Source organism: Mycobacterium sp. 852002-51961_SCH5331710, assembly GCF_001665535.1.
Taxonomy (GTDB): domain Bacteria; phylum Actinomycetota; class Actinomycetes; order Mycobacteriales; family Mycobacteriaceae; genus Mycobacterium.
In genome coordinates this window covers 55962-82697 of the sequence record NZ_LZSQ01000045.1, presented here as the reverse complement: position 1 = coordinate 82697, position 26736 = coordinate 55962, and the positions used below count along the sequence as shown (strand labels likewise).

General features: G+C 68.0%; 26 protein-coding genes. 14 read left to right on the top strand and 12 right to left on the bottom strand.

Translation table 11 applies throughout. The features are described 5' to 3' along the window. Position 1 precedes the first annotated feature (1 nt). From A5752_RS07820 to A5752_RS07810, 3 genes are all read right to left on the bottom strand, one after another. Entirely contained in the window at positions 2-1096 is a 1095-nt protein-coding gene (locus A5752_RS07820) for an acyl-CoA dehydrogenase family protein (RefSeq protein WP_067083969.1), read from the bottom strand. A gap of 110 nt (positions 1097-1206) precedes the next feature. Continuing rightward, on the bottom strand, positions 1207-3066 hold the full coding sequence (locus A5752_RS07815) for an FAD-binding oxidoreductase (protein WP_067083966.1): 1860 nt from the start codon (positions 3064-3066) through the stop codon (positions 1207-1209). Between the two features lie 140 nt (positions 3067-3206). Then, the gene (locus tag A5752_RS07810) at positions 3207-3638 is read right to left on the bottom strand and encodes a hypothetical protein (protein ID WP_067083964.1); all 432 of its coding nucleotides are present in this window, start codon (positions 3636-3638) and stop codon (positions 3207-3209) included. A gap of 265 nt (positions 3639-3903) precedes the next feature. Between A5752_RS07810 and A5752_RS07805 the strand changes: the two genes are divergently transcribed. Further along, positions 3904-4719, top strand: a complete 816-nt coding sequence (locus A5752_RS07805) for a formate/nitrite transporter family protein (RefSeq protein ID WP_067083962.1) — start codon at positions 3904-3906, stop codon at positions 4717-4719. Between the two features lie 14 nt (positions 4720-4733). Here A5752_RS07805 and A5752_RS07800 read toward each other — a convergent pair whose 3' ends face one another. Next, positions 4734-5507: an enoyl-CoA hydratase/isomerase family protein gene (locus tag A5752_RS07800; RefSeq protein ID WP_067083960.1), complete on the bottom strand. Its 774-nt coding sequence runs from the start codon at positions 5505-5507 to the stop codon at positions 4734-4736. Between the two features lie 122 nt (positions 5508-5629). On the opposite strand from A5752_RS07800, the gene A5752_RS07795 reads away from it, so the two are divergent. Genes A5752_RS07795 through A5752_RS28265 form a run of 3 tightly spaced genes read left to right on the top strand, consistent with a single transcriptional unit; the run spans position 5630 to position 7007 of the window. Further along, entirely contained in the window at positions 5630-6037 is a 408-nt protein-coding gene (locus tag A5752_RS07795; protein ID WP_067083958.1) for a YciI family protein, read from the top strand. Then, a complete protein-coding gene (locus tag A5752_RS28270; protein WP_502686698.1) occupies positions 5986-6579 on the top strand; it encodes a sigma factor in 594 nt (197 codons plus the stop codon). The genes A5752_RS07795 and A5752_RS28270 overlap by 52 nt, the downstream gene beginning before the upstream one ends. Continuing rightward, positions 6534-7007 carry an RNA polymerase sigma factor gene (locus A5752_RS28265; protein ID WP_502686697.1) on the top strand — a complete coding sequence of 158 codons (474 nt, stop codon included), beginning with the start codon at positions 6534-6536 and terminating at the stop codon, positions 7005-7007. Before A5752_RS28270 ends, A5752_RS28265 begins: the two co-directional genes overlap by 46 nt. Here the strand turns inward: A5752_RS28265 and A5752_RS07785 are convergent. From A5752_RS07785 to A5752_RS07775, 3 genes are all read right to left on the bottom strand, one after another. After that, positions 7004-8473, bottom strand: coding sequence for an amidase (locus A5752_RS07785; protein WP_067083956.1), 1470 nt, complete (start codon positions 8471-8473; stop codon positions 7004-7006). The genes A5752_RS28265 and A5752_RS07785 overlap by 4 nt on opposite strands. Positions 8474-8527: 54 nt before the next feature. After that, complete coding sequence (locus A5752_RS07780) at positions 8528-8992, bottom strand: hypothetical protein (RefSeq protein ID WP_067083953.1); 465 nt, start codon at positions 8990-8992, stop codon at positions 8528-8530. Between the two features lie 191 nt (positions 8993-9183). Next, positions 9184-10032, bottom strand: a complete 849-nt coding sequence (locus tag A5752_RS07775) for a class I SAM-dependent methyltransferase (RefSeq protein WP_231983351.1) — start codon at positions 10030-10032, stop codon at positions 9184-9186. 156 nt (positions 10033-10188) lie between these two features. On the opposite strand from A5752_RS07775, the gene A5752_RS07770 reads away from it, so the two are divergent. The 5 genes from A5752_RS07770 to A5752_RS07750 all read left to right on the top strand — a co-directional run bounded on the left by A5752_RS07770 (position 10189) and on the right by A5752_RS07750 (position 15904). Beyond that, positions 10189-11136 carry a methylenetetrahydrofolate reductase gene (locus A5752_RS07770; protein WP_067083951.1) on the top strand — a complete coding sequence of 316 codons (948 nt, stop codon included), beginning with the start codon at positions 10189-10191 and terminating at the stop codon, positions 11134-11136. Beyond that, complete coding sequence (locus A5752_RS07765) at positions 11133-11891, top strand: class I SAM-dependent methyltransferase (RefSeq protein ID WP_231983350.1); 759 nt, start codon at positions 11133-11135, stop codon at positions 11889-11891. Before A5752_RS07770 ends, A5752_RS07765 begins: the two co-directional genes overlap by 4 nt. A gap of 43 nt (positions 11892-11934) precedes the next feature. Next, positions 11935-13509: an FMN-binding glutamate synthase family protein gene (locus A5752_RS07760; RefSeq protein ID WP_067083946.1), complete on the top strand. Its 1575-nt coding sequence runs from the start codon at positions 11935-11937 to the stop codon at positions 13507-13509. A gap of 144 nt (positions 13510-13653) precedes the next feature. Then, a complete protein-coding gene (locus A5752_RS07755; protein ID WP_067083944.1) occupies positions 13654-15012 on the top strand; it encodes a WS/DGAT/MGAT family O-acyltransferase in 1359 nt (452 codons plus the stop codon). A 52-nt stretch (positions 15013-15064) separates the two neighbouring features. Beyond that, the gene (locus tag A5752_RS07750) at positions 15065-15904 is read left to right on the top strand and encodes an SDR family oxidoreductase (protein WP_067083940.1); all 840 of its coding nucleotides are present in this window, start codon (positions 15065-15067) and stop codon (positions 15902-15904) included. Positions 15905-15915: 11 nt separating this feature from the next. Here the strand turns inward: A5752_RS07750 and A5752_RS07745 are convergent, their stop codons facing one another. Both A5752_RS07745 and A5752_RS07740 read right to left on the bottom strand, forming a co-directional pair. Continuing rightward, entirely contained in the window at positions 15916-17166 is a 1251-nt protein-coding gene (locus A5752_RS07745) for an MFS transporter (protein WP_067083938.1), read from the bottom strand. Continuing rightward, on the bottom strand, positions 17163-17645 hold the full coding sequence (locus A5752_RS07740; protein ID WP_067083936.1) for a MarR family winged helix-turn-helix transcriptional regulator: 483 nt from the start codon (positions 17643-17645) through the stop codon (positions 17163-17165). Before A5752_RS07740 ends, A5752_RS07745 begins: the two co-directional genes overlap by 4 nt. Positions 17646-17697: 52 nt before the next feature. Here A5752_RS07740 and A5752_RS07735 point away from each other — a divergent pair, with 52 nt between their 5' ends. Both A5752_RS07735 and A5752_RS07730 read left to right on the top strand, forming a co-directional pair. After that, a complete protein-coding gene (locus A5752_RS07735; protein WP_067083934.1) occupies positions 17698-18807 on the top strand; it encodes a threonine aldolase family protein in 1110 nt (369 codons plus the stop codon). A 7-nt stretch (positions 18808-18814) separates the two neighbouring features. Further along, positions 18815-19672 carry an acyl-CoA thioesterase gene (locus A5752_RS07730; RefSeq protein ID WP_067083932.1) on the top strand — a complete coding sequence of 286 codons (858 nt, stop codon included), beginning with the start codon at positions 18815-18817 and terminating at the stop codon, positions 19670-19672. 4 nt (positions 19673-19676) lie between these two features. Here A5752_RS07730 and A5752_RS07725 read toward each other — a convergent pair whose 3' ends face one another. Beyond that, complete coding sequence (locus tag A5752_RS07725; protein WP_067083930.1) at positions 19677-20384, bottom strand: cutinase family protein; 708 nt, start codon at positions 20382-20384, stop codon at positions 19677-19679. Between the two features lie 232 nt (positions 20385-20616). On the opposite strand from A5752_RS07725, the gene A5752_RS07720 reads away from it, so the two are divergent. The 3 genes from A5752_RS07720 to A5752_RS07710 are packed head-to-tail and all read left to right on the top strand — an operon-like array spanning position 20617 to position 24604. Further along, entirely contained in the window at positions 20617-21048 is a 432-nt protein-coding gene (locus A5752_RS07720) for an MmpS family transport accessory protein (protein ID WP_067084014.1), read from the top strand. 55 nt (positions 21049-21103) lie between these two features. Further along, positions 21104-23977, top strand: a complete 2874-nt coding sequence (locus tag A5752_RS07715; protein ID WP_067083928.1) for an MMPL/RND family transporter — start codon at positions 21104-21106, stop codon at positions 23975-23977. Between the two features lie 18 nt (positions 23978-23995). Then, positions 23996-24604, top strand: coding sequence for a TetR/AcrR family transcriptional regulator (locus tag A5752_RS07710; protein WP_067083926.1), 609 nt, complete (start codon positions 23996-23998; stop codon positions 24602-24604). 3 nt (positions 24605-24607) lie between these two features. Here A5752_RS07710 and A5752_RS07705 read toward each other — a convergent pair whose 3' ends face one another. Then, the gene (locus tag A5752_RS07705; protein WP_067083924.1) at positions 24608-25501 is read right to left on the bottom strand and encodes a ferredoxin family protein; all 894 of its coding nucleotides are present in this window, start codon (positions 25499-25501) and stop codon (positions 24608-24610) included. Then, positions 25498-26736 (bottom strand): cupin domain-containing protein, encoded by a 1239-nt coding sequence (locus A5752_RS07700; RefSeq protein ID WP_067084012.1) that lies wholly within the window; start codon positions 26734-26736, stop codon positions 25498-25500. Before A5752_RS07700 ends, A5752_RS07705 begins: the two co-directional genes overlap by 4 nt.

The following is a 26736-nucleotide window of genomic DNA, read 5'->3' as shown; positions in this document are numbered from 1 at the left end:
ATCAGGCACCTTTCGAGACGAGGTAGCGCTCGCGATGCAGCCGCGGACCGCCGAACAGCTGTAGGCCGGTTCGCGCCCTGCGCAGGAACAGGTGGGCGGGGTGCTCCCAGGTGAATCCGATGCCGCCGTGCATCTGGATGGCGTTCATCGTGATGGTCTCGTAGGCCTCGGCGCAGGCGAAGCCCGCCAAAGCGACCGCCCCGTCGGATGTTTCGCTGCCGGTGGACTTTTCGGCGGCGGCGTGCTGGGCCGCCGACGTCGCGTTCTCGACCTCGATCAGCAGATCGGCGGCCATGTGCTTGAGCGCCTGAAAGCTCCCGATCTGGCGGCCGAACTGGACGCGGGTCTTGAGGTAGTCGACGGTCATGTCGAAGATTCGGCGGGAGCCGCCCACCTGCTCGCCGGCCGAGGCGATGACGGCGTAGTCGAGGGCCTCCTGTACGGCGTCCCAGCCCGCGGCGCCGAGGCGGCGCGCGGGTGTGCCCGCGAACGTGAACGTCGACAAGCGCACCGTCGGATCGAAAACCGATACCGCCGTGCGGGAGAAACCCGCCGCGCCGGGTGCCACCTCGAATACGCCGACACCGTCGGCGGTGCGTGCGACCACGAGCACGACGTCGGCCACCTGACCCCAGGTGACGTAGTGCGCCTCGCCGGTGAGGGTGCCGTCCGCGGCGGCCTCGACGTCGACGCCCTCGACCGTCCACGAACCGGACCGCCCCGTGATCGCGACCGTGCCGATCGCGGTGCCGTCGGAGAGCCCCGGCAGCAGCCGCTGCTTGTCGTCGTCGGAGCCTGCGGCCCGCACGAGCGCCACGGTCAGAACCGCGCTGGAGATGAACGGCGCCGGGAGGAGCGCCGCGCCGGTCTCCTCGGCGACGGCCTCGAGTTCGAGGGCCCCGAATCCGAGACCGCCGAGTCGATCCTCGACGAGCATGCCGAGCACACCCTGTTCGGCGAGTTGACGCCACAGCTCGCGGTCGAAGCCGTCGTCCGAGGTCATCACCCGGCGCACGTCGTCTTCGGTGCACTTGTCACCCAGCAACTCGCGGACCGCCGTGCGCAGCTCCGCGCGCTCGGCCACACTGATCGTCATCCCAACCGCCTCTCCAGCTAGCTGGGACCATCGTTGGACTCCGGCGGCTGGGTGTAAATCACGAATCGGGACACCGGCGGGTTTCCGTTTGGGACATGTCGGGGCGCCCGCTACGCCTTCACCCCGATCTTGAAGATCAGCCGGGAGATGGCGCCGAACGCGCCGCGGCCGCCGATGTAGAGCCGCTTGGTGTCGTAGCCTGCGACGTCCTTCATGGTCTCGGCACCGAAGCGGGCAGGCGTCTGGCCGTCGACGACCGTGACGTCGGCGCCCAGCAGTGCGTGCCGGACCGCGATCCGCTCCGCGCCGGCCGCGGTGGCGACGAGTTCGCCGATGGTGCGGTCGCCGCCAGAAGCGGGCACCGCGCCGCAGGTGACGCCGTGCTCGTCGAGGAAGCGGTTGAGCCGATCGAGCGTGGCGTCGGCGCCGACGGTCAGGCTGAGGTTGCCGAGGTTGACGTCGATGCCGGTGTCGCCGCCGGTGGTCAACGGCGCGGCCGGATCCGGTTGCAGGGTCCCGTCGATGGCGCTGCGCACGGCGGCGCCGAAGGAGTCGGTGTCGGGTTCGTCGGGTGATGGCTCGGGCAGCATCACGCCGGGGTTGAGGAGTCCGGCCGGGTCGAACGCCGCCTTGATGGAGCGTTGGGCGGCGATCTCGACTGCGGTGAAACGCTTGGTCATGAACGGGATCTTCTCGGTGCCGACACCGTGTTCGCCGGTGATGGTGCCGCCCAGTTTCAGTGCGGCGTCGATGATCTCGTTGTTCGCGGCCTCGAGCGCCGAGGCGGCGAGCGGATTGTCCTTGTCGTAGAAGGTTGTCGGGTGCAGGTCACCGTCGCCCGCGTGGCCGCACACGGCGATGAACAGCAGCCCGTCGGAGTGGCGTGCCGCGGTGGCCTGGATGGCGGCCTGCATCTCCGGGATGCGGTCGCGGGGCACGGTCACGTCACCGATGAAGAATCCCTTACCGCTCTGCACGACCGAGTCGGGCGCGTGCAGGCGGCCGTACCAAAGCTTGGCGCGGTCCTGTTCGTTCTCTGCGACGCGGACCTCGGTGGCCCGCTCCCTGAGCACCTTCTCGACGATCTGCTGGTCGCGCCGGACCTCGGCGGCGCTGCCATCGACGTCGATCAGCACGATCGAGTCGGCGTCGAGGGGATAACCGGTGTCGTAAAACTGCTGCAGCCCCGCGATTCCGTCACGGTCGAGCCATTCGACCGCGGCTGGCACGACGCCCGTGGCGATGATGGCGGCGATGGTGTCGGCGGCTTCCTGCGCGGTCGCGAACGCACCCATCAGGCTGTGGGTGACGGCGGCGATCGGTCGCAGCGCAACCGTCACCTCGGTGACGATGCCGAGCGTCCCTTCGGATCCGATGAGCACGCCGAGCAGGTCCGGGCCGTCGTCGTCGGCGCGCAGAGTGCGTGTCGACCCGTCGGGCAGCACGACCTCGGCGGCCAGGATGTGGTTGTAGGTCACGCCGTACTTCAACGCGTGTGGACCACCGGCGTTCTCGATGAGGTTGCCCCCGACGGTGGCCAGATGTGCGGACACCGGGTCCGGTGAGAAGCACAGTCCGTGCGGCGCGAGGCGCTCCTGGAGGTCGGAATTGATGACGCCGGGTTCGACGCGGGCGCAATGGTTTTCGGTGTCGATGTGAATGATCTGATTCAATGCCGACAGGTCGAGCAGCACCCGCCCGGTGGCGGGCATCATGCCGCCGGAGCAGTTCGACGCTCCGCCGCGGGGAACGACCGGGATGCCGAATTCGGTGGCGAGCCGCATGATCGCCGCCACCTCGTTGCGGTTGTGCGGGCGCAGAAGCAGTTCGGCGTCACCGCCCACTCCCCAGAAGTCGTGGCCACGGTCGGTCAGCGTTGCACCGTCGGTGACGATGTCGGCATGACCGGCGACGGCCGCGGTGAACCTCTCGAGCGCAGACGCGGTGGTTTCGGCGGTGGGAGTGGACATCTCATCGTCTCCTTGGCGGTGCTGACGGGTACGACGAGTACGTTCCTCGAAGGGGGCGCGACTGTCAGCCATGCTGACGGCCAACCCTTTTGAGCGGTGGCGGGGATCGGTATGGGGGCTACCTGCAACCGGCCCCGTCGCTACTGCGTTCGGCTCTGGCCTTCGCGGCCGTCGACCAGGCTGTCGAGCCCTCGCTGCCACCTGGCGGAGCGGATGCGGTTGCAAACGGCGCGGGTGACGAGAAGGACGGCCGTCACGGCCGCGAGAACCGCGAACAGGACGAGCGAACCGGCCGTCACCGCTTCCACCGCCGCGTGGGAGGCCGAACGTTTCGCGTCGAACAGCGATGTACCGATGGCGCCTGCGATCGGCACGGCGATCAGCGACACGGCGATCGCCAAGGTCAGGATCAGGGCCTCAACGCGGTCCACAGAGCGGACGAGGGGGTCGCGCCCCTTCAGGCGCACCAGGACGGGCAGGCGGGGGAGGCGCAGGGTGAAGGTGGCCCATTCCTGCTCGTCAGCCCGCTGGACGGCCGTCCTTCGCTGATCGTGGCCACCCTGGCGATGCACCGTGCTCTCCTCTCGCTGTCTGCGATTGCGTGTGTTTCTCCAATGGTGAACCGGATCGCCTGCTGAGGGTTTGCCGATGCTCGACAACATCGAGGGCGACCGTTGTAGCCGATCCACAATGTTGGGACTGCGAGCCGTTTTTGCGCGTAGGGCTGTGCGAAAACGCATTGAATGACCCTCGGCGCAAAAACCGGCCACCGCCGCGCTTTGCTTCGGCGCTGCGCAAGCCGGGTACCCCTGACCGTCACGGAAGCGGAGGACCCACATGAGCGAGACCCGTCAGCGCCAGATAGGCGATACGGACAGTCCCATCGAGGACGAGCTGGAGGGCGCCTTCCAGAGGATGGTCGACGAGGGCACGCAGCGCCTTCACCGGACGTGGCGCGAAGTCCTGGTCACCGGCTTCTTCGGCGGTACCGAGGTCGCCGTCGGCGTGCTCGCATATCTGTCGGTGCTGACCGCCACGCACAACCAGCTGCTCGCCGGCGTCGCGTTCTCGATCGGGTTCCTCGCGATGCTGCTGGGTCGCAGCGAGCTGTTCACCGAAGGTTTCCTGGTGCCGGTCACGACCGTCGTCGCCAAACGCGCGAGCGTCGCACAGCTGCTGAAGTTGTGGAGCGGGACGTTGATCGCCAATCTCATTGGCGGATGGGCGATCATGTGGCTGATCGTGACGGCCTACCCGAAACTGCATGAGCAGACGGTCGAGTCGGCCAGCCACTTCGCCACGGCGCCGTTGTCGGCGGAGACGGTGACGCTGTCGTTGTTGGGCGGCATGGTCATCACGTTGATGACGCGCATGCAGCACGGCACGGATTCGACGTTCGGCAAGATCGCCGCGGCCGTCGCCGGCGGATTCCTGCTCGCCGGGCTACAGATGTTCCACTCGATTCTGGACTCGCTGTTGATCTTCGGAGCACTCATCGGCGGCGCCCCGTTCGGCTACGTCGACTGGTTGAAGTGGTTCGGATACACGATCGTCGGCAACGTGGTCGGCGGCCTGCTGCTGGTGACGCTGCTTCGCCTGCTGCGCAGCAAGGAACGGCTGAAAGACGAGCGGGAGGAAGCCGAGGAGTCGTGAGTCCGGAGTAGGCCTCAGCGGCCGCGCCATCGCGGCGGGCGCTTCTCCCGCCAGGCCGTGAGCCCCTCCCGCACATCGTCGGTCGCGGCGGCCACCTTGCGCATCGTCTCCCCGAAGCGGACGGACTCGATCCAACCCATGTTGGCGGTGCGCCAGGCCACCTCCTTCGTTGCGCGTTGCGCCAACGGCGCCGCTTCGGTGAGCGTCGCCGCCCAGGACCGCGCCTCGGCCTGCAGATCGGCGGGCTCGACCAGCCGCCACACCAGCCCCATCTCCTTGGCGCGTTCGGCGTCGATCGGCTTGCCGGTCAGCAGCAACTCCATGGCGTCGGCCCACCGGACCCGCTCGGGCAGCCGGATCGCGCCGACGATCGTCGGGACGCCGATGGAGACCTCGGGAAACGCGAAAGTGGCTGTGGTGGAGGCGATCACGAAATCGCAGAACAGGACGCCCGTCAGGCCGTAACCGATGCAGGGGCCGTTGACCGCGGCGATCGTCGGCTTGAACAGCTCCATACCGCTTTCGAACGAGTTGATAGTCGGCTTCTCCCAGAACGTGCCGCCGAAGGTGCCGACCGAACCTTCGCCGTCCTTGAGGTCACCGCCTGCACAGAAGACGTCGCCGTTGGCGGTCAGGATGCCGACCCAGGCGTCCTCGTCGTCGCGGAACCGCTCCCACGCCGCGTTCAGGCCGCGCCGCACCTCACCGTTGATCGCATTGCGCGCTTCGGGGCGGTTGAGGGTGATGGTCGCGATGTGTTCGTCCAACTCGTAGGTCACGAGGCTCATGGCTGCACCCTAGCCAGGTGACGGGCCGGCCGAGCCGATCGATGTCGAGAATCGCGCGATGGCTCCGTCCCAGGGGTGGGCGACCAACTAGGGTCGCGACCCGAACGACAAAAGGAAGAACCATGGCCAAGTATCTGCTGCTCAAGCACTACCGAGGCGCGCCGGCCGGCGTCAACGACGTGCCGATGGACCGGTGGACGCCCGAGGAGATCGAGGCGCACATCAGGTACATGAACGATTTCGCGGCGCGACTGGAGAGCACCGGCGAGTTCGTCACGCATGCGGCCCTGGCGCCGGAGGGCGCATGGGTGCGTTCCGACGGCGAGGGCAATCCGCCGGTGGTCGACTGCCCCTTCGCCGAAACCAAGGATCTGGTGGCGGGGTGGATGGTCATCGACGTTGATTCCTACGAGCGCGCGGTCGAATTGGCTGGGGAACTGTCGGCGGCTCCGGGCGCGGGCGGGCGGCCGATCCACGAATGGCTCGAACTCCGGCCGTTCCTGACGGCGCCGCCCACGGTCACCGAGTGAGGCCCGGCGCGGTGGACGAGGCGGCGCTGCGGAACCTGATCCCCGCGGTCCTGGCGACCCTCGTCCGCCGCGGTGCGGACTTCGCGACCGCCGAGGACGCCGTTCAGGAGGCGCTGCTGCGCGCCCTCGAGACCTGGCCGGCCCGGCCCCCCGACGACCCCAAGGGCTGGCTGATCACCACCGCCTGGCGCCGGTTCATCGACCTCACCCGCTCCGATGCTGCCCGGCACCGGCGCGAGCAGCAGGCCGTCGACGAACCGGCACCCGGACCGGCCGTGCCCGTCGACGACACGCTGAGGCTGTACTTCCTGTGTGCACACCCCGACCTCAGCCCCGCGTCGGCGGTCGCGTTGACTCTGCGGGCGGTCGGCGGGCTCACGACGCGCCAGATCGCCCAGGCCCACCTCGTACCGGAAGCGACGATGGCGCAACGGATCAGCAGGGCCAAACGCACCATGCGCGCCGCCCGGCCCGCACCCGCGCCGACGGCAGCCTGGTGCCGCTCGCCGAGCAGGACCGTCGGCTGTGGCACCGTGACCTGATCGGCGAGGGGGTGGCCGTGCTGCAGGCCGCACTGGCCCGGGATCGACTGGGGGAGTACCAGGCACAGGCCGCGATCGCCGCGCTGCACGCCGACGCGCAGACCGCCGACGAGACCGACTGGGTGCAGATCGTCGAGTGGTACGACGAGTTGGTCCGCCTCACCGGCAGCCCGGTAGTGCGGCTCAACCGCGCGGTCGCCGTCGGAGAGGCCGACGGGCCGCAAGCGGGGCTCGCCGCGCTGGCCGAGCTCGATCCGGCACTTCCGCGCTATACCGCAGCGGCCGCGTACCTGCACGAGCGTGCGGGCGAAATTGCCACGGCCGCTGAACTTTACGTCGAGGCGGCCGCGAAGGCGCAGAACATCGCCGAGCGCAACCATCTCACCGTGCAGGCGGCGAGGCTGCGGCAGCGGATGTCGGGCGGTTAGATCGGGGCGACGCGATCGGCCCAGGGCAGGGCCTGCTCGAGTTGGGCGGCCAACTGGATCAGCGTGGACTCGCCTGCAAGCGGCGCGACGAACTGAACCCCCAGCGGCAGCCCGCCCGCCGTCCAGTGCAGCGGAAGCGAAATCGCCGGACGCCCAGTCAAATTGGCGAGCTGGGTGTAGGGCACCCAGCTGAGATTCTTGTCCACCATGTCGTCGACGATCTTGGTGTACCGCAACAACTTCGCCGTGCGCGTCTTGATCAGCACGTGGGCCGCGCGCTGCAGCGTGACCGGTAGGTCGAACTCGCCGATGGTTGGCGGCGGCGTCGCCAGTGCGGGTGTCAACAGCAGGTCGTACGACTCGAAGAATGTGGTCAGCCTGCGCGTGTGCTCGTGGCGCCGCTGCACGGCGTCCACGTAGTCGACGCCGCTCGTCGCCCGCCCGAGCGCGGCCAGGATGAGCGTGTCTCGTTCGAACGATTCATCACCGGCACCCGATACCCGTTTGGCCTCATCGAGTTCCCACGCCGTGTAGACGAACCACGTCAGCAGGAAGTCCCGTGCAAGGGCCGCGTCGTCGAAGGGGGCGCTCGGAAGTTCGTCGACGTGGTGGTCGAGTTCGGTGAGCGCCTGCACGGTCGCCTCGACGGCCGCGGCGGCCTCGGGGTGCGGAGACGGGTTGATCGCGGACGCAACACGGACGCCGATGCGCAGCGTGCCGGGATCGGCTCCCACACAGGACGCGAACGGCGTCTCAGGGATGCCGGGGACATACGGTCCCCACGGTTCGCCGCCGCGCAGCACATCGAGCATCGCCGCCGTGTCCCGGACCGTCCTGGAGACGACGCCCTGGACCGCGGCGCCGTGCATGGACTCACCCGTCGCGGGTCCCGACGGTGTCAGGCCGCGCCCGGGCTTCAGGCCGACCAGCCCGCAGCATGCCGCCGGGATGCGGATGGATCCGCCGCCGTCGTTGGCGCCTGCGCACGGCACGATTCCGGCAGCGACCGCTGCGGCCGAACCTCCCGACGAGCCGCCGGGCGTGCGGTTGAGGTCCCACGGATTGCGCGCCGGACCCCACGCCGCGGGTTCGGTGATGCCCTTCGCCCCGAATTCCGGGGTGTTCGTCTTGCCGAAGATGACCAGGCCGGCGTCCTGCCACCGCCGCACGACCTCCGAGTGCTCGGCCACGGGTTTCGACATCAGCGCGCGCGATCCCGCAGACGTCGGTAACCCCGCGTAATCCTGGGCGAGGTCCTTGATCAGGAACGGCACACCTGAGAACGGGCCCGCGGCCGCATCCCGCGGTGAGGCCGGGACGTCACGCACGATCGCGTTGATGCGCGGATTCACTGCGGCCGCGCGGTTTCTGGCCACGTCCAGCAACTCGGTGGCCGTCACCTCATTGTCGGCGACGAGCTTGGCCAACCCGGTTGCGTCCTGAGCGCGGTACTCCTCGAAGTTCACCGTCTGACCGTACGTGCCTCCGCCGCCGCAGCGGGCGACTCATCGGCAGAGGCGTCAGTGCACGGCGAAGCGGGGCCGCGCGCAGCCGAGGGAGGCGACCGCCGGAGTGGGGGTGCTGCGCTGCTGCTTGCGCTCTTCGCGTTGGATCCGCCTGTTGAGCACGCGCTCATCGCGCCGCGTCAGGGCGTGCCTGCGGCGGACCAGGAGGTCGAGTTGCTGCCAGCTGAGCCCGTCGAGCTCACCGTCCTCGTCATGAGTGGCCACGACGACGCATCCGCGCAGCAGGGGGACGGTCTTGGGGGTGAAACTGCTGGTCGCCAGTAGCACTTCGGTGGCTTTTCGGTTGATGCGTCGCTGGCAGCGTTGCGTGGTCGGGCTGAACCAGAAGTCGAACTGCCGGTCGGCGCTGGTCAGGGACTGCAGGCCCTGATCTTCTACGAGTTGGTCGATATCCGCGGTGGTGTAAGCGCGGGTTTCATAAACGGGGCCGTTGGTGCTGAAGTACAGGACGGTGTTCATCGTGATTTCCCATTCGTCTCTTTCTTCGGTGTGGCGGCCGGCCGATGTGTTGCCGGTCTGTTATCAAAGTTACCCGAGTGACGAATGTGACAAACCTCGGTAACAATCCAATTACGCCGAATGGGCGATAACGGGCCAGCTCAGACCCTGTTTCGGGACGTCGGAGTGATATTCGTCAAACGGCCTTGACGTCAGCCGAACTCGAGCAAGGTGTACGCGCCGCGGAGATTCTTGGTCGGCTTGAACTGCCAGAAAGCCGGATAGGCCTTCTCGAAGAACCAGCCCCGTCCCGGCGGCATCGGCAGGTCGTGCACGGCGCGGATGCCGGGGATGGACTCGGGCAGGGCGGCCAACTGCGCGGCCGACAGGCTGAACGGCATCGGCGGCACGCGGTACCGCCGCGATGCGCGCAGACCCTTCGGGGCGATCTTCTTCACGACAACAGGCGGCAGGTCGAAGACCATCTGACCGCCGGGGAATCGTTCGGCGCAGGCGGCGATGAGGCCCATCGCCTCATCGGGCTGCAGGTACATCAACAGGCCCTCTGCGGTGATGAAGACACCCGAGCTGTCGTCGACCTTCTCCATCCACGAGTAGTCGAGCGCCGACTGGGCGAGGGTGGTGATCCGCGGCGACGCCGGCAGCAGCCGCTCGCGCAGGTCGATGATCGGCTGGAAATCGACTGTGAGCCAGCGAAAGTCAGCGTGCGGAATCAGGGTGTTCAGTCGCCAGAAGCTGGTCTGCAGCCCCTCCGCGAGCGCGACGACCGTCGCACGAGGATGGTCCGACAGATAGTGACCGGCCGCCCGGTCGAACGCCAGCGAGCGCAGCGCCATCTCCTGGCCCTTGCGGCCGAACTTGTCGAAGTCGAAGTCGATCGCGTCGACGAGGCGGATCGCCATCGGATCGTCGATGATGGCGTTCGGGTGGCGGGCCTGATGCGCCCGGCCGTTCAGCGTGAGCAACGCAGTCTCCGAGACCCCGGTCAGGGCGATGTCGTCGGCTCTCGAATCGGCTGTCCCGTCCTGCGCGTCGTCCACCACAACGAACGTACCCGGTGGGTCCGGCGCCCCGGTGCGACGCTGGCCGCGGTTGCCGCACCGACGAGGTGGGTATCTGAGCTCAGCGTTGAGGGGAGACTCAGCGTTGAGGGGAGATGCGTGACGTCGCCGCCGGAGTCGAGCTGTCCCAAGCGGATGGAGTTCGGACCTTGCGGTGGCGTGCGGCCGGACGGGCAGTGCGAGATGCGCCCCGGCCCCTGCGTGTTCGGCGAGGTCGTGCCGTGGTCGGGACCGCGGCGCGAACCGCGGCCGGTCCGACCGCCGCTGGTGCTCACCGACTTCAGCTGCGCACCGTTCGACGCGCACGACGTCGTGGAGACGGCGGGACTGCTCGCGCGGTCGTGTGACGCCGTGCTGGTGGGTGAACATCAGAACAAACCGGACTTCCCGCCCACCTTGATGGGCCGTCTGCTGCTCGACGCCGGTGTGACGCCGTGGATCACGCTGTCGTGCCGGGACCGCAACCGCGTGGTGCTCGAACAGGAACTACGGGGGTTGCGCAGCGTCGGTGTCGAGACCGCACTGTGCGTGACCGGCGACGGACGGGGTTACGACGTGCGGCCCGACGTCACGCAGACCTTCGATCTCGACGGCCCCCGCCTGGTGGACCTCGCCGCGTCGATCGGCATGGTTGCGGCGGTACCGGAGACGCCGACGGCGCCACCCGTTTCCGCCCGGCCCACCCGGCTGGTGCAAAAGCAGCACGCGGGTGCCAGTTTGGCGGTGCTCAACCACGTCCCGTATCCGGCGATGATCGCGGACTTCATGCAGGCGGCCCGGGCCGCCGGTTTGTCCATCCCGGTGATCGCGGCGGTCGCGGTGTTCACCGACAACGTGTCCGCCGCGGTGCTGCAGGGGCTGCCCGGCCTCGACCTCGACCCGTCGGTGACCGAATACGTCCTGGCCGCACCCGATCCCGTGGCTGCCGGAATCGAGGCCGCGGTCGCCGAGGCTCGGGCATTGTTGTCGATCGACGGGGTCGAAGGCGTGAACATCTCCGGGCTGGCGTCGGCGTCCGGCGCACGCGTCGGGGCCGAGATCAAGGCCGAGGTGGGACGCCGCGTTCAGGAGGTGGCTGCGTGAGTGAAGCGATGGAGGCCGAGTTCGACACCGTCGCCGAATGGACGGCCGGGGTGGCGCGGGACCTGGGCCCGGACTACTACATACCCGCGGCCTGCCGCGGCAGCGGAAGCCCCGCCGCGCTGGACTGGCTCATTGAGCACATGGGCCTCTCGGAGGGCGACACGCTGCTGGACTGCGGCGCGGGCGTGGGCGGGCCGGCGGCGTACGCGGCGCAAGCGCGCTCGGTGCGCCCCGTGCTCGTCGAACCCGAGGCCGGCGCCTGCCATGCGGCGCGCAAACTGTTCGACCACCCCGTGATCTGTGGGCTCGGCTCGGCGCTGCCGATCGCCGACGCGAGTTTCGACGCGGCGTGGTCGCTGGGCGTGCTGTGCACCACGCCGGATCAACTCACGCTGCTGGGCGAGTTGCGCCGCGCGGTGCGGCCCGGCGGATACATCGGGTTGCTCGCGTTCGTGGCGCACCGCGCGATCCCCGACGATCGGCTCCCCGACAACCACTTCCCGACGCCGGACCGGTTGGACGCGCTGATCCAGCGGGCGACCCTCGTCGCCGAGGACCGGCTGAGCACCGCCGATCTGCCCGAGATACCCGGGGCGTGGAACGAACGCGCCGACAAGGTGGAAACCGCGCTGGCCGAACGGCACGGCAGCAAGCGGGCCTGGCAACTGGCCGAAGAACAAAGCAGCGATATCGGGCGGCTCCTCGAAGACGGAACGCTGACCGGAGAATTGGTGATCCTGCGCCACGCCCGGTGACGGGCCGGGTTTCGGGCCGAGGCTGCGCGGAAACCCTGCCGCCATGGGCCGGACCGTTCGTGGTCTCGCCGCCGCGGCCGCCTCGACGTTGGGTGCCGTGGCCGCGCGTGATCTGTTCCAGCGCAGGCACGCACTCCTGCGAAACTTCCCCGTCGTCGGGCATGCGAGGTATCTCCTCGAAGCCATCGGACCGGAACTGCGGCAGTACATCGTCGCTTCCAACGACGAGGAACGGCCGTTCACCAGGGACCAGCGCCGGTGGGTGTACGCGTCGGCGAAGAAGGAGAACAACTACTTCGGTTTCGGCACGGACAACGATCTGGAGTACACCGCCGGCTATCCGGTGATCAAACACCGCACCTTCGCCAGGGCCGTACCCCCGACCTCACCCGGCACCAGCCGCGAGATCGAGGTGCCCTGCGCCAAGGTGCTCGGTGCGGCGCGCGGGCGGCGCGGCGCATTCCGGCCGAACTCGGTCGTCAACATCTCCGCGATGAGCTTCGGATCGCTGTCGGCCAACGCCGTCGAGGCGCTCAACCGGGGAGCGGTGCTGGCGGACTGTCTGCAGAACACCGGTGAGGGCGGCATCTCGCGCTACCACCGCCACGGCGGCGAGCTGATCTTCCAGATCGGGACCGCCTACTTCGGCTGCCGGGACGCCGAGGGCCGCTTCGATCTGGCCAAGCTCAAGGACGTGGTGGCCGGTGCGCCGGTTCGCGCCCTGGAGATCAAGCTCAGCCAGGGCGCCAAGCCCACCCTCGGTGGGCTACTGCCCGCACCCAAGGTCTCCGCCGAGATCGCGGCCGCCCGCGGGATCCCGGAGGGCCGCGACTGCGTGAGCCCGTCGCGGCACGCTGAGTTCTCCGACACCGACAGCCTTCTGGACTGGGTTGAACTGCTCGCGGCCGAGACGGGGCTGCCGGTGGGGATCAAGTCGGCGGTCGGCGACCTCGAATTCTGGTGTGAGCTGGCCGATCTGATGCGCGAGACCGACCGCGGCGTGGACTTCATCTCGATCGACGGCGGTGAGGGCGGCACCGGCGCGGCGCCGCTGATCTTCACCGATACCGTGTCGTTGCCCTTCCAACTCGGCTTCGCCCGCACCTATCGGATCTTCGCCGACCGGGGCCTGCACGAGGACGTCGTGTTCCTCGGCGGCGGCAAGCTCGGCCTGCCGGACAATGCCGTCGTCGGGTTCGCGCTGGGCTGCGACATGGTCTACGTCGCGCGCGAGGCGATGCTCGCGATCGGATGCATCCAGGCGCAGAAGTGCCACACCGACACGTGCCCGACCGGAGTCGCCACCCAGAACGCCTGGCTGGCGCGCGGGCTGGTGCCCGAGGTCAAGGCCGAGCGCGTCGCGAACTACATCAAGACGCTGCGTCGTGACCTGGTCAAGGTGGCCGAGGCGTGCGGCGTCGAACACCCCGGACTCATCAGCACCGAGGACGTCGACATCCTCGACACCCGCACCGCCTCGACACCGTTGCACGAGGTGTACGGCTACGAGCCGGGAATGGGCCTGCCGTCGGAGGCGGACCGCAAGGAGATCGTCCGGTTGATGACGACTCGCGAGCCCCAGGGACACTCCGCGCCGCCGTCCTCATCCGCGATCTGAGGACCTCGCGCGGCCGCGCCGCGAGTGGGAAGCTGGAGTCATCGCCGTGACGGCGGGCGGGCACCGCACACGTTTGTGGAACGGCGCCGAGGGGGATGTTCAGACAAGTCCTGAGCATTCTCGAGCACCGGAGCCGGAGGCTGCATGCAACCGATATCACCCACCGACCTGATCTTTCTGCTCGGCGAATCCCGCGAGCACCCAATGCATGTCGGCGGTCTGACGCTCTACAAGCCTCCGGAGGGCGCCGGACCCGACTTCCTGCGCGGGATGTACGACACCCTCGTTGCGCAGACGGATGTGCAGCCGACGTTCCGGAAGCACCCGGCGTTCTTCGGTGGGGTCACCAACCTGGTGTGGTCGTCGGACAAAGAGGTCGACCTCGAATATCACCTGCGTCGCTCGGCCCTGCCCGCGCCGGGCCGCGTGCGCGAACTTCTGGAGCTGGTGTCGAGGCTGCACGGCACGCTGCTCGACCGGCACCGCCCGTTGTGGGAGGCGCACCTGATCGAAGGCCTCGACGACGGACGATTCGCGGTCTACACGAAGTTCCACCATTCGCTGATCGACGGGGTGTCGGCGATGAAGCTGGTGCAGCGGACGCTTTCCACCGATCCCGGCGAGACCACGATTCAGGCGCCGTGGAGTTTGGCGCCGCGCCGCAGGTCGGGCCCTAAAGACCGCCCGTCGCTGCTACGCACGGTGACGGAGGCCGCGAGTTCCGTCGCCGGTGTCGCGCCGACGACGCTGTCGCTGGCCCGTGCCGCGCTGCTCGAACAGGAACTCACCCTCCCCTTCCGCGCCCCGAAGACGATGCTCAACGTGCGCATCGGCGGGGCACGGCGGGTCGCCGCGCAGTCGTGGGCGCTGGAGCGCATCCAGAAGGTGAAAAGCGCTGCGGGCGTGACCGTCAACGACGTCGTACTGGCGATGTGCGCGGGGGCGTTGCGGGAGTACCTGGCGGAGGAGAACGCTCTGCCGGATACGCCGCTGGTCGCGATGGTCCCGGTGAACCTGCGCACCGAGAAGGACGCGGACAACGGAGGGAACCTGGTCGGCGCCATCCTGTGCAACCTCGCCACTGATCTCGAGGACCCGATGCAGCGGTTGGAGGCGATCGCGAAATCGATGCGTGACAACAAGAAGGTGTACGCGGAATTGCCGCGCGTGCAGCAGCTGGCGGTCTCGGCGTTGCTGGTCGGCGGGCTGGCGCTCGGACTGCTGCCGGGCTTCGTCGCCACCGCGCCGCCGCCGTTCAACATCGTGATCTCGAACGTGCCGGGCGCGCGGCAGCCGATGTACTGGAACGGCGCCCGACTCGACGGCAACTACCCGTTCTCGATCCCGCTCGACGGGCAGGCGCTCAACATCACGTTGGCCAACAACGCCGACAACCTCGACTTCGGATTGGTCGGCGACCGCCGCAGCGTGCCGTCACTGCAGCGCCTGCTCGGCCACCTCGAGACGTCGCTCAAGGACCTGGAACGCGCGGTCGGCGTTTAAAAGGCGCGTACCCGTCGGCCATCCCGTCGGGCTTTCGGTATACCGTCCCCGTATGAGTCGAGTGTCGATCATCACGGGCGGTGCGGGGGGCATGGGTCAGGCGACGGCCCGCATCGTCGGACGTGACCACGCCCTTGTCCTGTGCGACGTCCGGAAGGACCGGCTCGACACCGCGGCCGCCGCGCTGACAGACGAGGGCATCACACCCACCGTCGTGCACGGCGATGTCACCGAGCGCGCGGCGGTCGACCGGCTCTTCGAAACCGCCGCCGGCCTCGGAACGATCGCGTCGGTCATCCACACCGCAGGCGTCAGTCCCAGCATGGGTGATGGCGAATACGTCATGCGTACCAACGCGATCGGCACGCTCAACGTCAACGAGGCATTCTTCGAAGCGGCGGCCGAGGGCGTGGCGATCGTGAACGTCGCGTCGATGGCCGCGCACATGCTGCCCGATGAGCTGATTCCGAAAAGTCAGTTCCCGCAGGCGTTCACGGACCAAAACGTGTTCATGACGAACATGCTGGCCGCGTGCGACATCGCGGGGCCGGAGGCGCGGTCGGGCATCGCGTATGCGATCAGCAAGAGCTTCGTCCGGTGGTACAGCTCGTCGCAGGCCGAACGGTTCAACACCAAGGGCCTGCGCATCGTCTCGGTCTCGCCGGGATCCGTCGACACCGAGATGGGCAGGCTGGAGGAGCAGGCGGGCGCCGGCGCGATGGTCGCCGACGCGGCCGTGCCACGGTGGGGCACACCGCAGGAGATGGCCGAGCTGTTCGCGTTCTGCGCGAGTCCGAAGGCGGGCTATCTCACCGGCACCGACATCCTCAACGACGGGGGAGTGGTCGCCTCGATGACCGAGCGCGCGCGTAAGGCCGCCGAAAGCGCCTGACTCCCGGCCGGTTAGACGTGCGCCGGTAACGGGCCTGCGAGCTTGGCCGGCCGGCACCACAGCGCGGCCGTCGCGCAGAACACCATCGCCACCGCAAAGGCCGCCTGCACGTTGAACACGTCGGCGGTGCCGCCGAGCAGCGCCGCGGCGATGGGGCGTGACCCGAGGAAGCCGACCAGCCAGAGCGCCATGATCCGGCCGCGCAGCGGTTCGGGGGCCCGTTCCTGCACGACGGTGCTGAGCCCGGTCATCGCCCAGCCGAAGCCGAGGCCGGCGAGGACGAACCCGGCGATGGCGACCGCGGGGGCCGGCGCGGCGGCGAGCACCGCGCACCCGAGGCCCAGCCCTGCCAGCCCGATCGCCGACACGGTCTGCGACGCGATGCGCCCGCGCAGCAAGGCGAGCGCCGCCATGCCGACGGCCGCGCCGACGCCGAAGACGGCGGAAAGGGTTCCGACGAGGCTGGCGCCGCCGCCGAGTTCGTGGGCCAGGGACGGGGTCAGGGTGATCGAGGAATCGGACGCCAGCCCGACGGTCGTCACCGCCAGCAGGGCCAGGAACAGGGGCCGATCCCGCCACACGTACCTGATCGCCACGCGCACGCGGTAATCCGTGTCGGCATGCCTTGTCGGTGGCGCGGGGAACCGCACGGCGAGCAGGAAGAACGCGAAGATCAAATGCAGGCCCGCGCTGACCGCGAACGCGGCACCGGCACCCGTGTGCGCGGCGATGTACGCGCCCGCCGCCGGCCCGACGATGCGCCCGATCGTCATTGGAAAGCTGTTGAGCGCCATGGCCGTCGACAGCTCACCGTCGCGGATGAGGTTCGGCACGATCGACTGCATCGCGGGCCCGCCGACCACGAAACCGAATCCGACGAGCAGCGTGCCGAGGAGCACGGGGACGGCCGACGAGATGTCGTGCTGCGCGGGTTCGGCGAGCAGCCACACCGCGGTGAATCCGGAGCCGGCCACGCACAGCACGCGACCGAGCAGGATCTGGCGGGCCGGGTTGCCGGTGTCGGCCCACTTGCCGCTCGTCGGGCTGAGGATCAGCTGCGGCGCGAACTGCACGACGCCGACCAACCCGACCATCAGCGCCGAGTGCGTCGCGTCGAACATCACGATCGCCGCGACGATGCCGTGCGTCCACACCGCCACGACCGAGAAGATCTTCCCCCAGAACAACGCGCCGAAGACCGGGTCGAAGATCAACCCGAGCGCGCCGCGGGCCTGGGGTGGGGCGGTGGCTTCGGCGGTCATCGGGCGGCCGCCCGTTCGAATCGTTCGGTCAGCCGGTCGAGGAGGTCGACGAGCGTGTCGACCTTGGTGTCGGGCCAGTCGGCGATCATCTCGGCGACCAGTTCGCGGCGTCGGTCGGTTACCGTCTGCGACGTCTGCCGCCCGGCCTTGGTGAGCACCAGCATGCAGCGTCGCTGATCGTCGGCGGCGAAGGTTTTGGTCACCAGGCCCGCGGTGACGACGGCGGCCACCGACCGGCTCGCGGTGGAGTGGTCGACGGCCAGGAAGTCGGCGACATCGCGGATGGAGGCGCCGCCGGAATGCTGCTGGCACTGCTCGATGGCGCGCAGGACTCGTAGCGTCGAAGCGCTGGTCACCGGACCCGCGCCGTCGAGAAGGCGGTCACGCCAACCCGGCCGCAGCCGCGCGACCGCGATGCGGGTCAGCAGTTCGTCGAGTTGGTCGTATCGGGACGGCGGCACTAAGTATGCATAGCACATACATATTTCTGTGCGGAAATCGTTTCACCGTCGCCGGTGAAAGGATGAGCGCGTGAGTGTCGGGACCCTGCATGACCGTGAATGGAGAGGCTTCGCCAGCGACAACTACGCCGGTGTGCACCCGGAGGTGCTCGCCGCGCTCGCCGTCGCCAACGGAGGCCACCAGCCGGCGTACGGACAGGACGTCTACACCGCGCGCCTGCAGCGGGTGATCGGCGAACACTTCGGCGAGGCCGCCGAGGTGTATCCCGTCTTCAACGGCACCGGCGCGAATGTCATTGGGCTGACCAGCGTTCTGCCGCGCTGGGGCGCCGTCGTGACGGCGTCGACCGCCCACATCCACACCGACGAGGCCGGCGCACCCGAACGCATGACCGGGCTCAAGCTGCTCACCGTGCCCACGCCCGACGGCAAGCTGACACCCGAACTCGTCGCGCGCGAGGCCTGGGGCTGGGGTGACGAGCACCGTGCCCAGCCGCTGGCGGTGAGCATCACCCAGACGACCGAGATGGGCACCGTGTACTCGCCGAACGAGGTCAGCGCCGTCGCGGACTTCGCGCACGCCCACGGGATGGCGGTGCACATGGACGGTTCGCGGCTATGGAACGCGGCCGCGGCGCTCGGCGTGCCGTTCCGCGAGTTCACCACAGACGCGGGTGTTGACATCCTCAGCCTGGGCGGCACCAAGAACGGGCTGCTCGGCGCCGAGGCGGTGGTCGTGCTCGACGCGGGCCGCGCGAGCGGCCTGACATATCTGCGGAAGCTGACGATGCAACTGGCCAGCAAGATGCGCTTCACCTCGGCGCAACTGCTGACGCTGTTCGACGACGACCTCGGGTTGCGCAGCGCCGCGCACGCGAACGCGATGGCCGCGCGACTGCGCGCCGCTTTGGAGGCGCACATCGCCGAGGGACGGTTGGCCGGTCTCGCCTTCACACAGAACAGCCCGGCGAACGCGATCTTCGCGACCCTGCCGGTCGACGCGGCCGACCGCATCCGGCACCGGGTGCGGTTCTACGACTGGGACCGCTCGCGGGGCGAGGTGCGGTGGATGACCGCGTGGGACACCACCGAGGCCGACGTCGACGATCGCCGAACTGTGATTTGTGTGCAGTTTGTTGCGCTGAGCGCAACGAAGCGCACACAAATCGCACTGGCATGATGCCGAGGTGACTTACCGCGCCCCGACCTTCGCCGACATCATCACCACGCTCGACGTGGACCGTCAGGGCGACCGGCACTTCGTCGCGAAGCAACTCGACAACCCCGCGCACCACATCGTCGGCGGCCACATCGCCGGCCAGGCATTGATGGCGGCGAGCAGGACGGCCCCGGGCCGCCTGCCGCACAGCGCGCACGTCTACTACGTCCGCGCGGGCGACGCCCGCTATCCGGTCGACCTCCACGTCGACGTGGCCCGCGACGGCGGAACGCTGTCGACCCGCCAGGTCACGGCCCGCCAGGACGACCAGATCCTGCTCGAGGCGCTGGTGTCGCTCAGCGCTCCGGTCGAGTCGCTCGACTACCAGCAGTCGATTCCCGATGTAGGTGAACCGGATTCGCTGCCGCCGGTGCAGGAACAACTGGCCGCATTCGCCGGTGAGCACGACGGCTTCTGGGTCCGCCCACAGCCGTTCGACCTGCGTTACGTCGACGCGCCTCCGCGGTTGGCGCTCGAGGCCGGCGAACCGTCACCGCGGCTGCGCATGTGGTGGCGGCCGAGCGAACCCGTCGGTGACGACGCGGTTCTGCACAGTTGCCTGCTGGCCTATCTGTCCGGCACCACCATGGTCGAAACCGCTCTCGCCATGCGTGGCGCCACCCCGATCGGCACCTTCAACGCGCTGATCGACCACGCGCTGTGGTTCCACCGCCCGGTCGACCTTTCGGATTGGGTGCTGTCCGACCAGTTTTCACCGAGCGGCATCGCGGGGCGCGGGCTGACCACATCGACGATGTACAACCGGGCCGGACAGCTGGTGTGCCTCGCGACCCAGGAACTCTATTTCGGCAGGGCCGCCGCCTGAGCGTTCACTGGGAGCCGCCGGGCGCCTCGCCGCGCGGCAACCTGTCGGCCACGTACTGCGCCGCCTCGTCGGTCATCCCATTGACCAGGTAGCCGCCGTGCGCGGCGTTGTCACTGCCCGACGGTGAGCACACCGGATCGGCCGGGATGCAGAGGTCCAAAGTCTTTCCGGCATAACGGGACCCGACGGTGATCGGCGGGGCGCCAGTGTAGATCATCTGCAAGAAGCCGCTCGACGGTTTGCCGAACAGCGCCACCGCGGCCACGTTGTCGGCGACCGACGCCGGCATCGGACCGGTCATCCCCGGCGGGGGCGTGTAACCCTCGGGGAGCTCGTCCTCGGTGATGTACGCGGCGACCGCCGCGCCCTGCGAGTATCCACCCAGCACGATCCGCGTGTCCGGGCAGTTGGCCGCGGTGGAGGTGACCTTGTTGCTTGCGTCGATGACGCCGTCGGCGGCGGTGGCAAAGTCAAGCGAAGCGGGGTAATTCACCGCGTAGACGTCGATCGACCGGTCCGGTTCCTTGGCGCGCAATGCGTCCACGAATCCCTGGCCGGTGGCGCCGACGCCGGGCGCCTCGAACGTGCCGCGGGCAAACACCACCTGGACATCGGGACACGGTGCGGCGGATGCGGGTGCCGCGACGACGGGAGAACCCGCCAATGCCAACGCAATTGGAGCAACTGCAGGGAACAGGTGAAGCAACTTCATTTTCGACCGCCTATCAACTAGTTCGTCCCGCGGTCGGCGCCGTTGACTCCAGCGGACCGCGCCCGTGTACCCCCAACCACTAATACCGAAACGTCGAAAATCGGCATCGCGCCGAGGCGGGCCGGGATCGGCCAGAGATCGGTCGTCGGCGGTGCGGTACAGTTCTCGCCAGCACGCAGACGGAACTCGAGTTCCGCTCACCGTGCCGGAACGGTCGGGTCAGGAGGGTCAGGTGTTCCGGATCTTCAAGAAGTTCTGGATACCACTGCTGTTGTTGGTGGTGGTTGCGGTGGGCGCCTATGCCATTCTGCGGATCCGCGAGTCCGCCGGTGCGCACATCCCGAACCCCGCGGAAACCTCGGCGATAACCTCGAACTTCAATCCGAAACACATCACCTACGAGGTCACCGGGTCGGGAGGGACCGCCAACCTCAACTATCTCGATGAGAACGGGCAGCCACATCTCATCGAAAACACACCGCTACCATGGTCGTTCACAATCGTGACGACGTTGCCGTCGATGTCAGCGAACATCATCGCCCAAGGCGAACGCGACGTCAGTGATCTCGGCTGCCGGGTGACCGTCGACGGTGAAATCCGCGATGAGCGGGCGAGTACGGACACCGTGAAGCCGTTCATCTACTGCTTGGTGAAATCCGTATGAGCGTCACGAGTCAGCGAGGCGCTTCCCGGCACGCGGCGCGCCTAGGGGCGATTCGATGACCAACGCGGACACGAAGCCCCGTCGGCCGATCCTGGCGCGCATGATCCGGATCTTCTCGGTGCCGATCATCGTGTTCTGGGCCCTCGTGGCCGTTGCGCTGGGAATGTTCGTTCCCTCCCTGGATGAGGTCGCCGCGACCCGCTCGGTGCCCATCAGTCCCACGAATGCGCCGTCGTATCAGTCGATGCTGAACATCGGCAAGGTGTTTCAGCAGTACGACTCGGACTCCTCGGCGATGGTCGTGCTGGAAGGCGATGAGCCCCTGGGCGATACAGCGCACAAGTTCTATGACGAGATCGTCGCCAAGCTGGAGGCCGATCGCGAGCACGTCCAGAACGTTCAAGACTTCTGGAGTGATCCGCTGACCGCGGCAGGCTCGCAGAGCGTGGACGGTAAGTCCGCGTACGTGCAGATCTTCCTCAACGGGTCTCAGGGCACCACCGCCAGTCACGAGTCGGTGGCCGCCGTCCGAGATCTCGTTGCTTCGGTGCCCGCGCCGCCGGGCATCAAGGCGCATGTCGCCGGTAACACTGTCCTCAACGCCGACACCAGCGTCGCGGGCCATCAGAGCATGGCGACGATGGAGTTGGTCTCGGTGGCGGTCATCATCGTGATGCTGCTCCTGATCTACCGATCTGTCGTCACGATGGTCATCTCGATGGTGGTCATCGGCCTGGAACTCTTCTCCGCTCAGGGCGTTACCGCTTTGGCGGGCTATCTGAACATCATCGGCCTCACGCCTTACGCGGTGAGCATGGTCACGATGCTCTCGCTGGCCGCCGGCACCGACTACGTGATCTTCCTTTGGGGCCGATATCACGAGGAACGATCCAGGGGTCGAAGCCGCGAGGACGCGTACTACATTGCCTATCACGGTGTGTCACACGTGATCCTGGGCTCCGGCCTGACCATCGCGGGCGCCTGCATGTGCCTCACCATGACCACGCTGCCGTACTTCCAGACCATGGCCCTGCCCTGCGCGATCGCGGTCCTGGTGATCATCGTGGCGGCGCTGACGCTCGCGCCGGCGGTCCTGACCGTCGCATCGAAGTTCGGCCTACTCGATCCCAAGCGTGAGCTCTCGCAAAGGGGATGGCGCAAGGTCGGCACTGCCGTTGTCCGCTGGCCGGTCCCGATCATCTTCATGACCAGCCTGATCGCGGTCATCGGCTTCGTGAGCCTGCTGACCTATGTGCCGCAGTACAACGACCAGAAGTTCACTCCCGAGGACATGCCCGCCAACATCGCCATGGGCGTTGCCGACCGACACTTCTCGCAGGCCCGGATGAACCCGGAGCTGTTGATGCTCGAGGCCGACCACGACCTGCGAAACTCCGCGGACATGCTGGTCATCGACCGCGTCGCCAAGTATGTGGTCCACATGCGTGGCATCGACCGAGTGCAGACCATCACCCGCCCGTTGGGCTCGCCCATCGAGCACAGTTCCATTCCGTTCCTGCTCGGTGCGCAGAATGCCGGCACGCTGCAGTCAGCGAAGTTCAACAACGACAACTCGGCTCAGATGCTCGAGCAGGCAGACGAACTGAGCCGGACCGTCGCGAACATGGAACGCATGTACACGGTCACGAAGGAGATGACCGAAACCACGCACAGCATGGTCGCCAAGACCCATGAGATGGTGGAGACCACCAACGAACTGCGCGACAGCCTCGCCGACTTCGATGACTTCTTCCGGCCGCTGCGGAATTACTTCTATTGGGAGCCGCACTGCTTCGACATCCCGATCTGCTGGTCGCTGCGCTCGATCTTCGATTCGCTCGACGGGATCGACACCCTCGCAGATCAGATCAGCAGCCTGACAGTCGATCTCGATCGCCTCGATGAACTTCTGCCGCAAATGTTGCCCCTGTTGGAGAACACCATCGGGTCCATGAAGACGATGCGTGACTTCATGCTTTCCACCCACAGCACCATGGCGGGAATGCAGGCCCAGCAACAGGAGTTGGCGCGAGGCGCGACGGAGATCGGTCTGTTCTTCGATCAGGCCAAGAACGACGACTTCTTCTACCTACCGCCGGATGTGTTCCAGAATCCGGACTTCGAGCGTGGCCTCAAGATGTTCCTGTCGCCGGACGGCAAGGCGGTCCGGTTCATCATCACCCATCAGGGCGATCCCGCGTCAGTCGAGGGCATCTCACACGTTCGGGACCTCAGGGGTGTTGTCGCCGACGCCGTGAAGGGCACTCCGCTCGCCAACGCAAAGGTCTCACTGGCCGGTACCGCATCGCTGTACTCCGATATGCAGGATGGCGTCGTCAGCGATCTGATGATCGCGGTCCTGGCATCGATGATCCTGATCTTCGCGATCATGCTGCTGATCACCCGCAGCGTCGTGGCCGCGCTGGTGATCGTCGGCACTGTGGCGGCCTCGCTGGGCACCGCTTGCGGCCTGTCGGTGCTGCTGTGGCAGGACATTCTGGGCCTGGGTGTGCAGTGGATCGTGATTCCGCTGTCGATGGTGATCCTGTTGGCGGTCGGCTCGGATTACAACCTGCTTCTGGTATCGCGTCTCAAGGAGGAGATCCACGCCGGCCTGAACACCGGCATCATCCGCGGCATGGGCGCGACCGGCCGGGTGGTCACCGCGGCCGGACTGGTGTTCGCTTTCACGATGATGTCGATGATCGTCAGCGATCTGCGGGTGGTCGGCCAGCTCGGTACGACCATCGGCATCGGACTGGTCGTCGACACGCTGATCGTGCGCTCCTTCATGACGCCATCGATCGCGGCGGCACTCGGCCGGTGGTTCTGGTGGCCACTGAACACGTTCCAGATCGTTGAAAGGACCCGGCGCAGAAGGTCGGATCCGGCGGACACCGCGCCGATCCCGCAACCGTCGACGCCGTGACGTCTAGGTTGGTCGGTGATGTCCGCGTCGGAGCCGAAGCTACGCCAGCGCACTGAGGGGCGCTTGGATCGGTCGAGGGACCCCGCGATCCTCGACGCGGCGCTGGCCGCGCTGCGGGAGCATGGCTACGAGGCCACCAACATGAACGACATCGCCGCGCGGGCCGGGGTGGGCAAGGCGGCGATCTACCGCCGATGGTCGTCGAAGGCCGCGTTGATCACCGATGCGCTGGTCTATTGGCGGCCCGACCTGCTCACCGACGAGCCCCCGGACACCGGCAGCCTCCAGGGTGACATGGAAGCGCTGGTGCAGCGCGCGGAGCGCAACGAGGACGCGATGGTCACCTACGACCTGATCCTGCGGGTAGCGATCGAAGCCGTCCACGACCGCGAATTGGCCTTGGCGCTCGACGATTTGATGCTGCTGCGGGGCCGCCGAAAGATGGCGACGATCCTCCGACGGGCCGTCGACCGCGGTGAGGTCGCGGATCGCGACTGGACGATGGTGGCCGACGTGGCCACCGCGATGAGCCTGATGCGGGTGGTGAACGGGCAACGTGTCGACACGGCGTTCGTCCGCGAGGTCATCAACACACTGGTGCTGCCTGCGGTGCGTGGAGGAGGCTGACGCTCACCCGCCGGCCAGGGTCAAGGACCCCAGCGTGAACACGCGAACCTGACCGGGGACCTGCGCATGGCATTGCGAGAGAAGGGGTTCGGACAACTCCTCGTGCAGGACCACCTCGATGGGTCCGTCGTCACCGTCGAGCAGGACCGTGATCAGGTGTTCACCGCGCTCGACCCGCAGCGGGTGCAGCGCGTCGATGCGGTCGTCGCCGGTGCGCTCACGCACGAAGTACTGTGCGGCCTGAACGGCATGGGGAAGCGACGTGCGTCCGCGCAGGAACCGGTTGTCCAGCCGACCGTCGAGGTAGCGGCGCACCAGCCCCGCCGCATCGGCGGAGTCGACCCTGCCGTAGCACAGGCCCTCGGGCAGTATCAGCATGGTGGCCGCGAAGCGGTCGCCGCCGAGATGCGAGCATTCCCAGGTGAATTGGGGGTACTCCGCCGCGATCGCCCGACACGCGCTGCGCCCCCGCACCGCACAACACTGGTCGTGTTTGCCGTGGGAGCAGATCGCGATCACCGGATCGGTCGTCGGGCTTCCGTCGCTGCCGTCGAGCGCGAGCTCGAGAAAGTCACGGGGGGCATCGACCTCCCCGTGGTGAAGCGCCTCGGCGCCGACGTCGCAGTGCGCGATGAACCAGCGCCACCGCGGAGTCTCGGGCCGGCGACCGTGTTTGCGTATCGCCGCGATGCGCATGCCCGCCTTCTCGACCCGACGCACGACCGCGCGGCCGAGCTCGGGGTCGATACAGCCGGGGGACTGCAGAAACACCGAGGGCCCCCAGGCGCCGCTGAGTTCGAGCAGCAGCCACCGCGAGCCCGCCGACGCGGTGCCGAACATCGGGTCGTCACGGGCCAGCGATTGATCGCTGCACGGGATTCGCTTCGCCGCCGTCATCCGGCGTCTGCCGGAAGGTTCCGGTGCTCGGGAACGCTCGCGGGAACGAGAACGCCCTCCCGCAGCAGCCGCCGGATCAGGACGGTGGCATCGGCGGTGTCGAGACCGGGCATGCTCGCCGCATCGACGACGCCGCCCAGATGCACGGCGCGGATGGCGTCGCCGCAGATCTGCGGGAAGGTGATGGTCCGGTCCGGCAGGCGCAGGACGACGCGCTCCCCGGATTGGTCGACGGTCGCACTCAGCCCGTGCCGCCACTGGACGGTGACCTCCCCGGCCCGGTCGGCAGCGGCCAAGGATGCCAGCGGGCGCACCGCCACCGGACGGGTCCGGTCGGCGTGACGGCTGGACAGGTTCGCGGCGGCGCCCGCACTGAGGGTCGCCGCGTCGTCGCGCAGCGACCCGACCATCTCCGCCATCACCTTCGTCACCGTCGCCATCGTCTCATCCGCGTCGGCGGCGCCCATGGGCAGCGAGGCGCGGAAGGCCGCATCGTTCGTCAGTTGGTCGACGACGGCGCGCGCCACGTCGACCGCCGTCACGGGTTCGACCCCGATCGTGAGGTGAATCGACGTCGTCTGCAGCGCCTGCGCCGAATGCACCCATCCGCGCGGCAGATACAACACATCACCCTCGCCCAGCACCGTGTCGATGACCGGGGCGTCGTCGGCCACCCGCTTCTCGATCTGGGCGCGGTGCTTCGTCCACGGCTGAGAGGGCAGCGGATGTTCGTACACCGGCTCGTGCACGATCCAGCGCTTCCGACCGGACACCTGAAGGACGAAGACATCGTGCACGTCGTAGTGCGGATCGAAGCCACGGTTGCTCGCCGGGGTGATGTAGGCGTTGGCCTGCACCGGATGTCCCAGATCGTCGACCGCCCGGCGGACGAAGTCGATGACCGGCGGCCATAACCGATGCAGACCCTGCATCACAATCGTTGCGCCCGAGGCGAATTGGGTCAGCAGCTTGGCGGAGTCGATCTGATCCGGGATCTCCGCGCCGAAGCCGGCGGGCCCGAGGTAGCAGTCCTTGGGCAGGACGCCGCCTTCCTTGGCCAGCCGGATGAACGGTGCGCGCACCCCGCGCTCGGCGATCAGTTCGTCGACCGTGTCGGGCGAGAGCAGATCGTTGAAGTCGCGGGGTAACGCATCCGCCCGGGTGAGCAGCGGTCTGCGCCCCCAGTACTCGTCGGCGAACCGTCGGGCGTCGACCGCCACGCAGCGCCGAAGCAT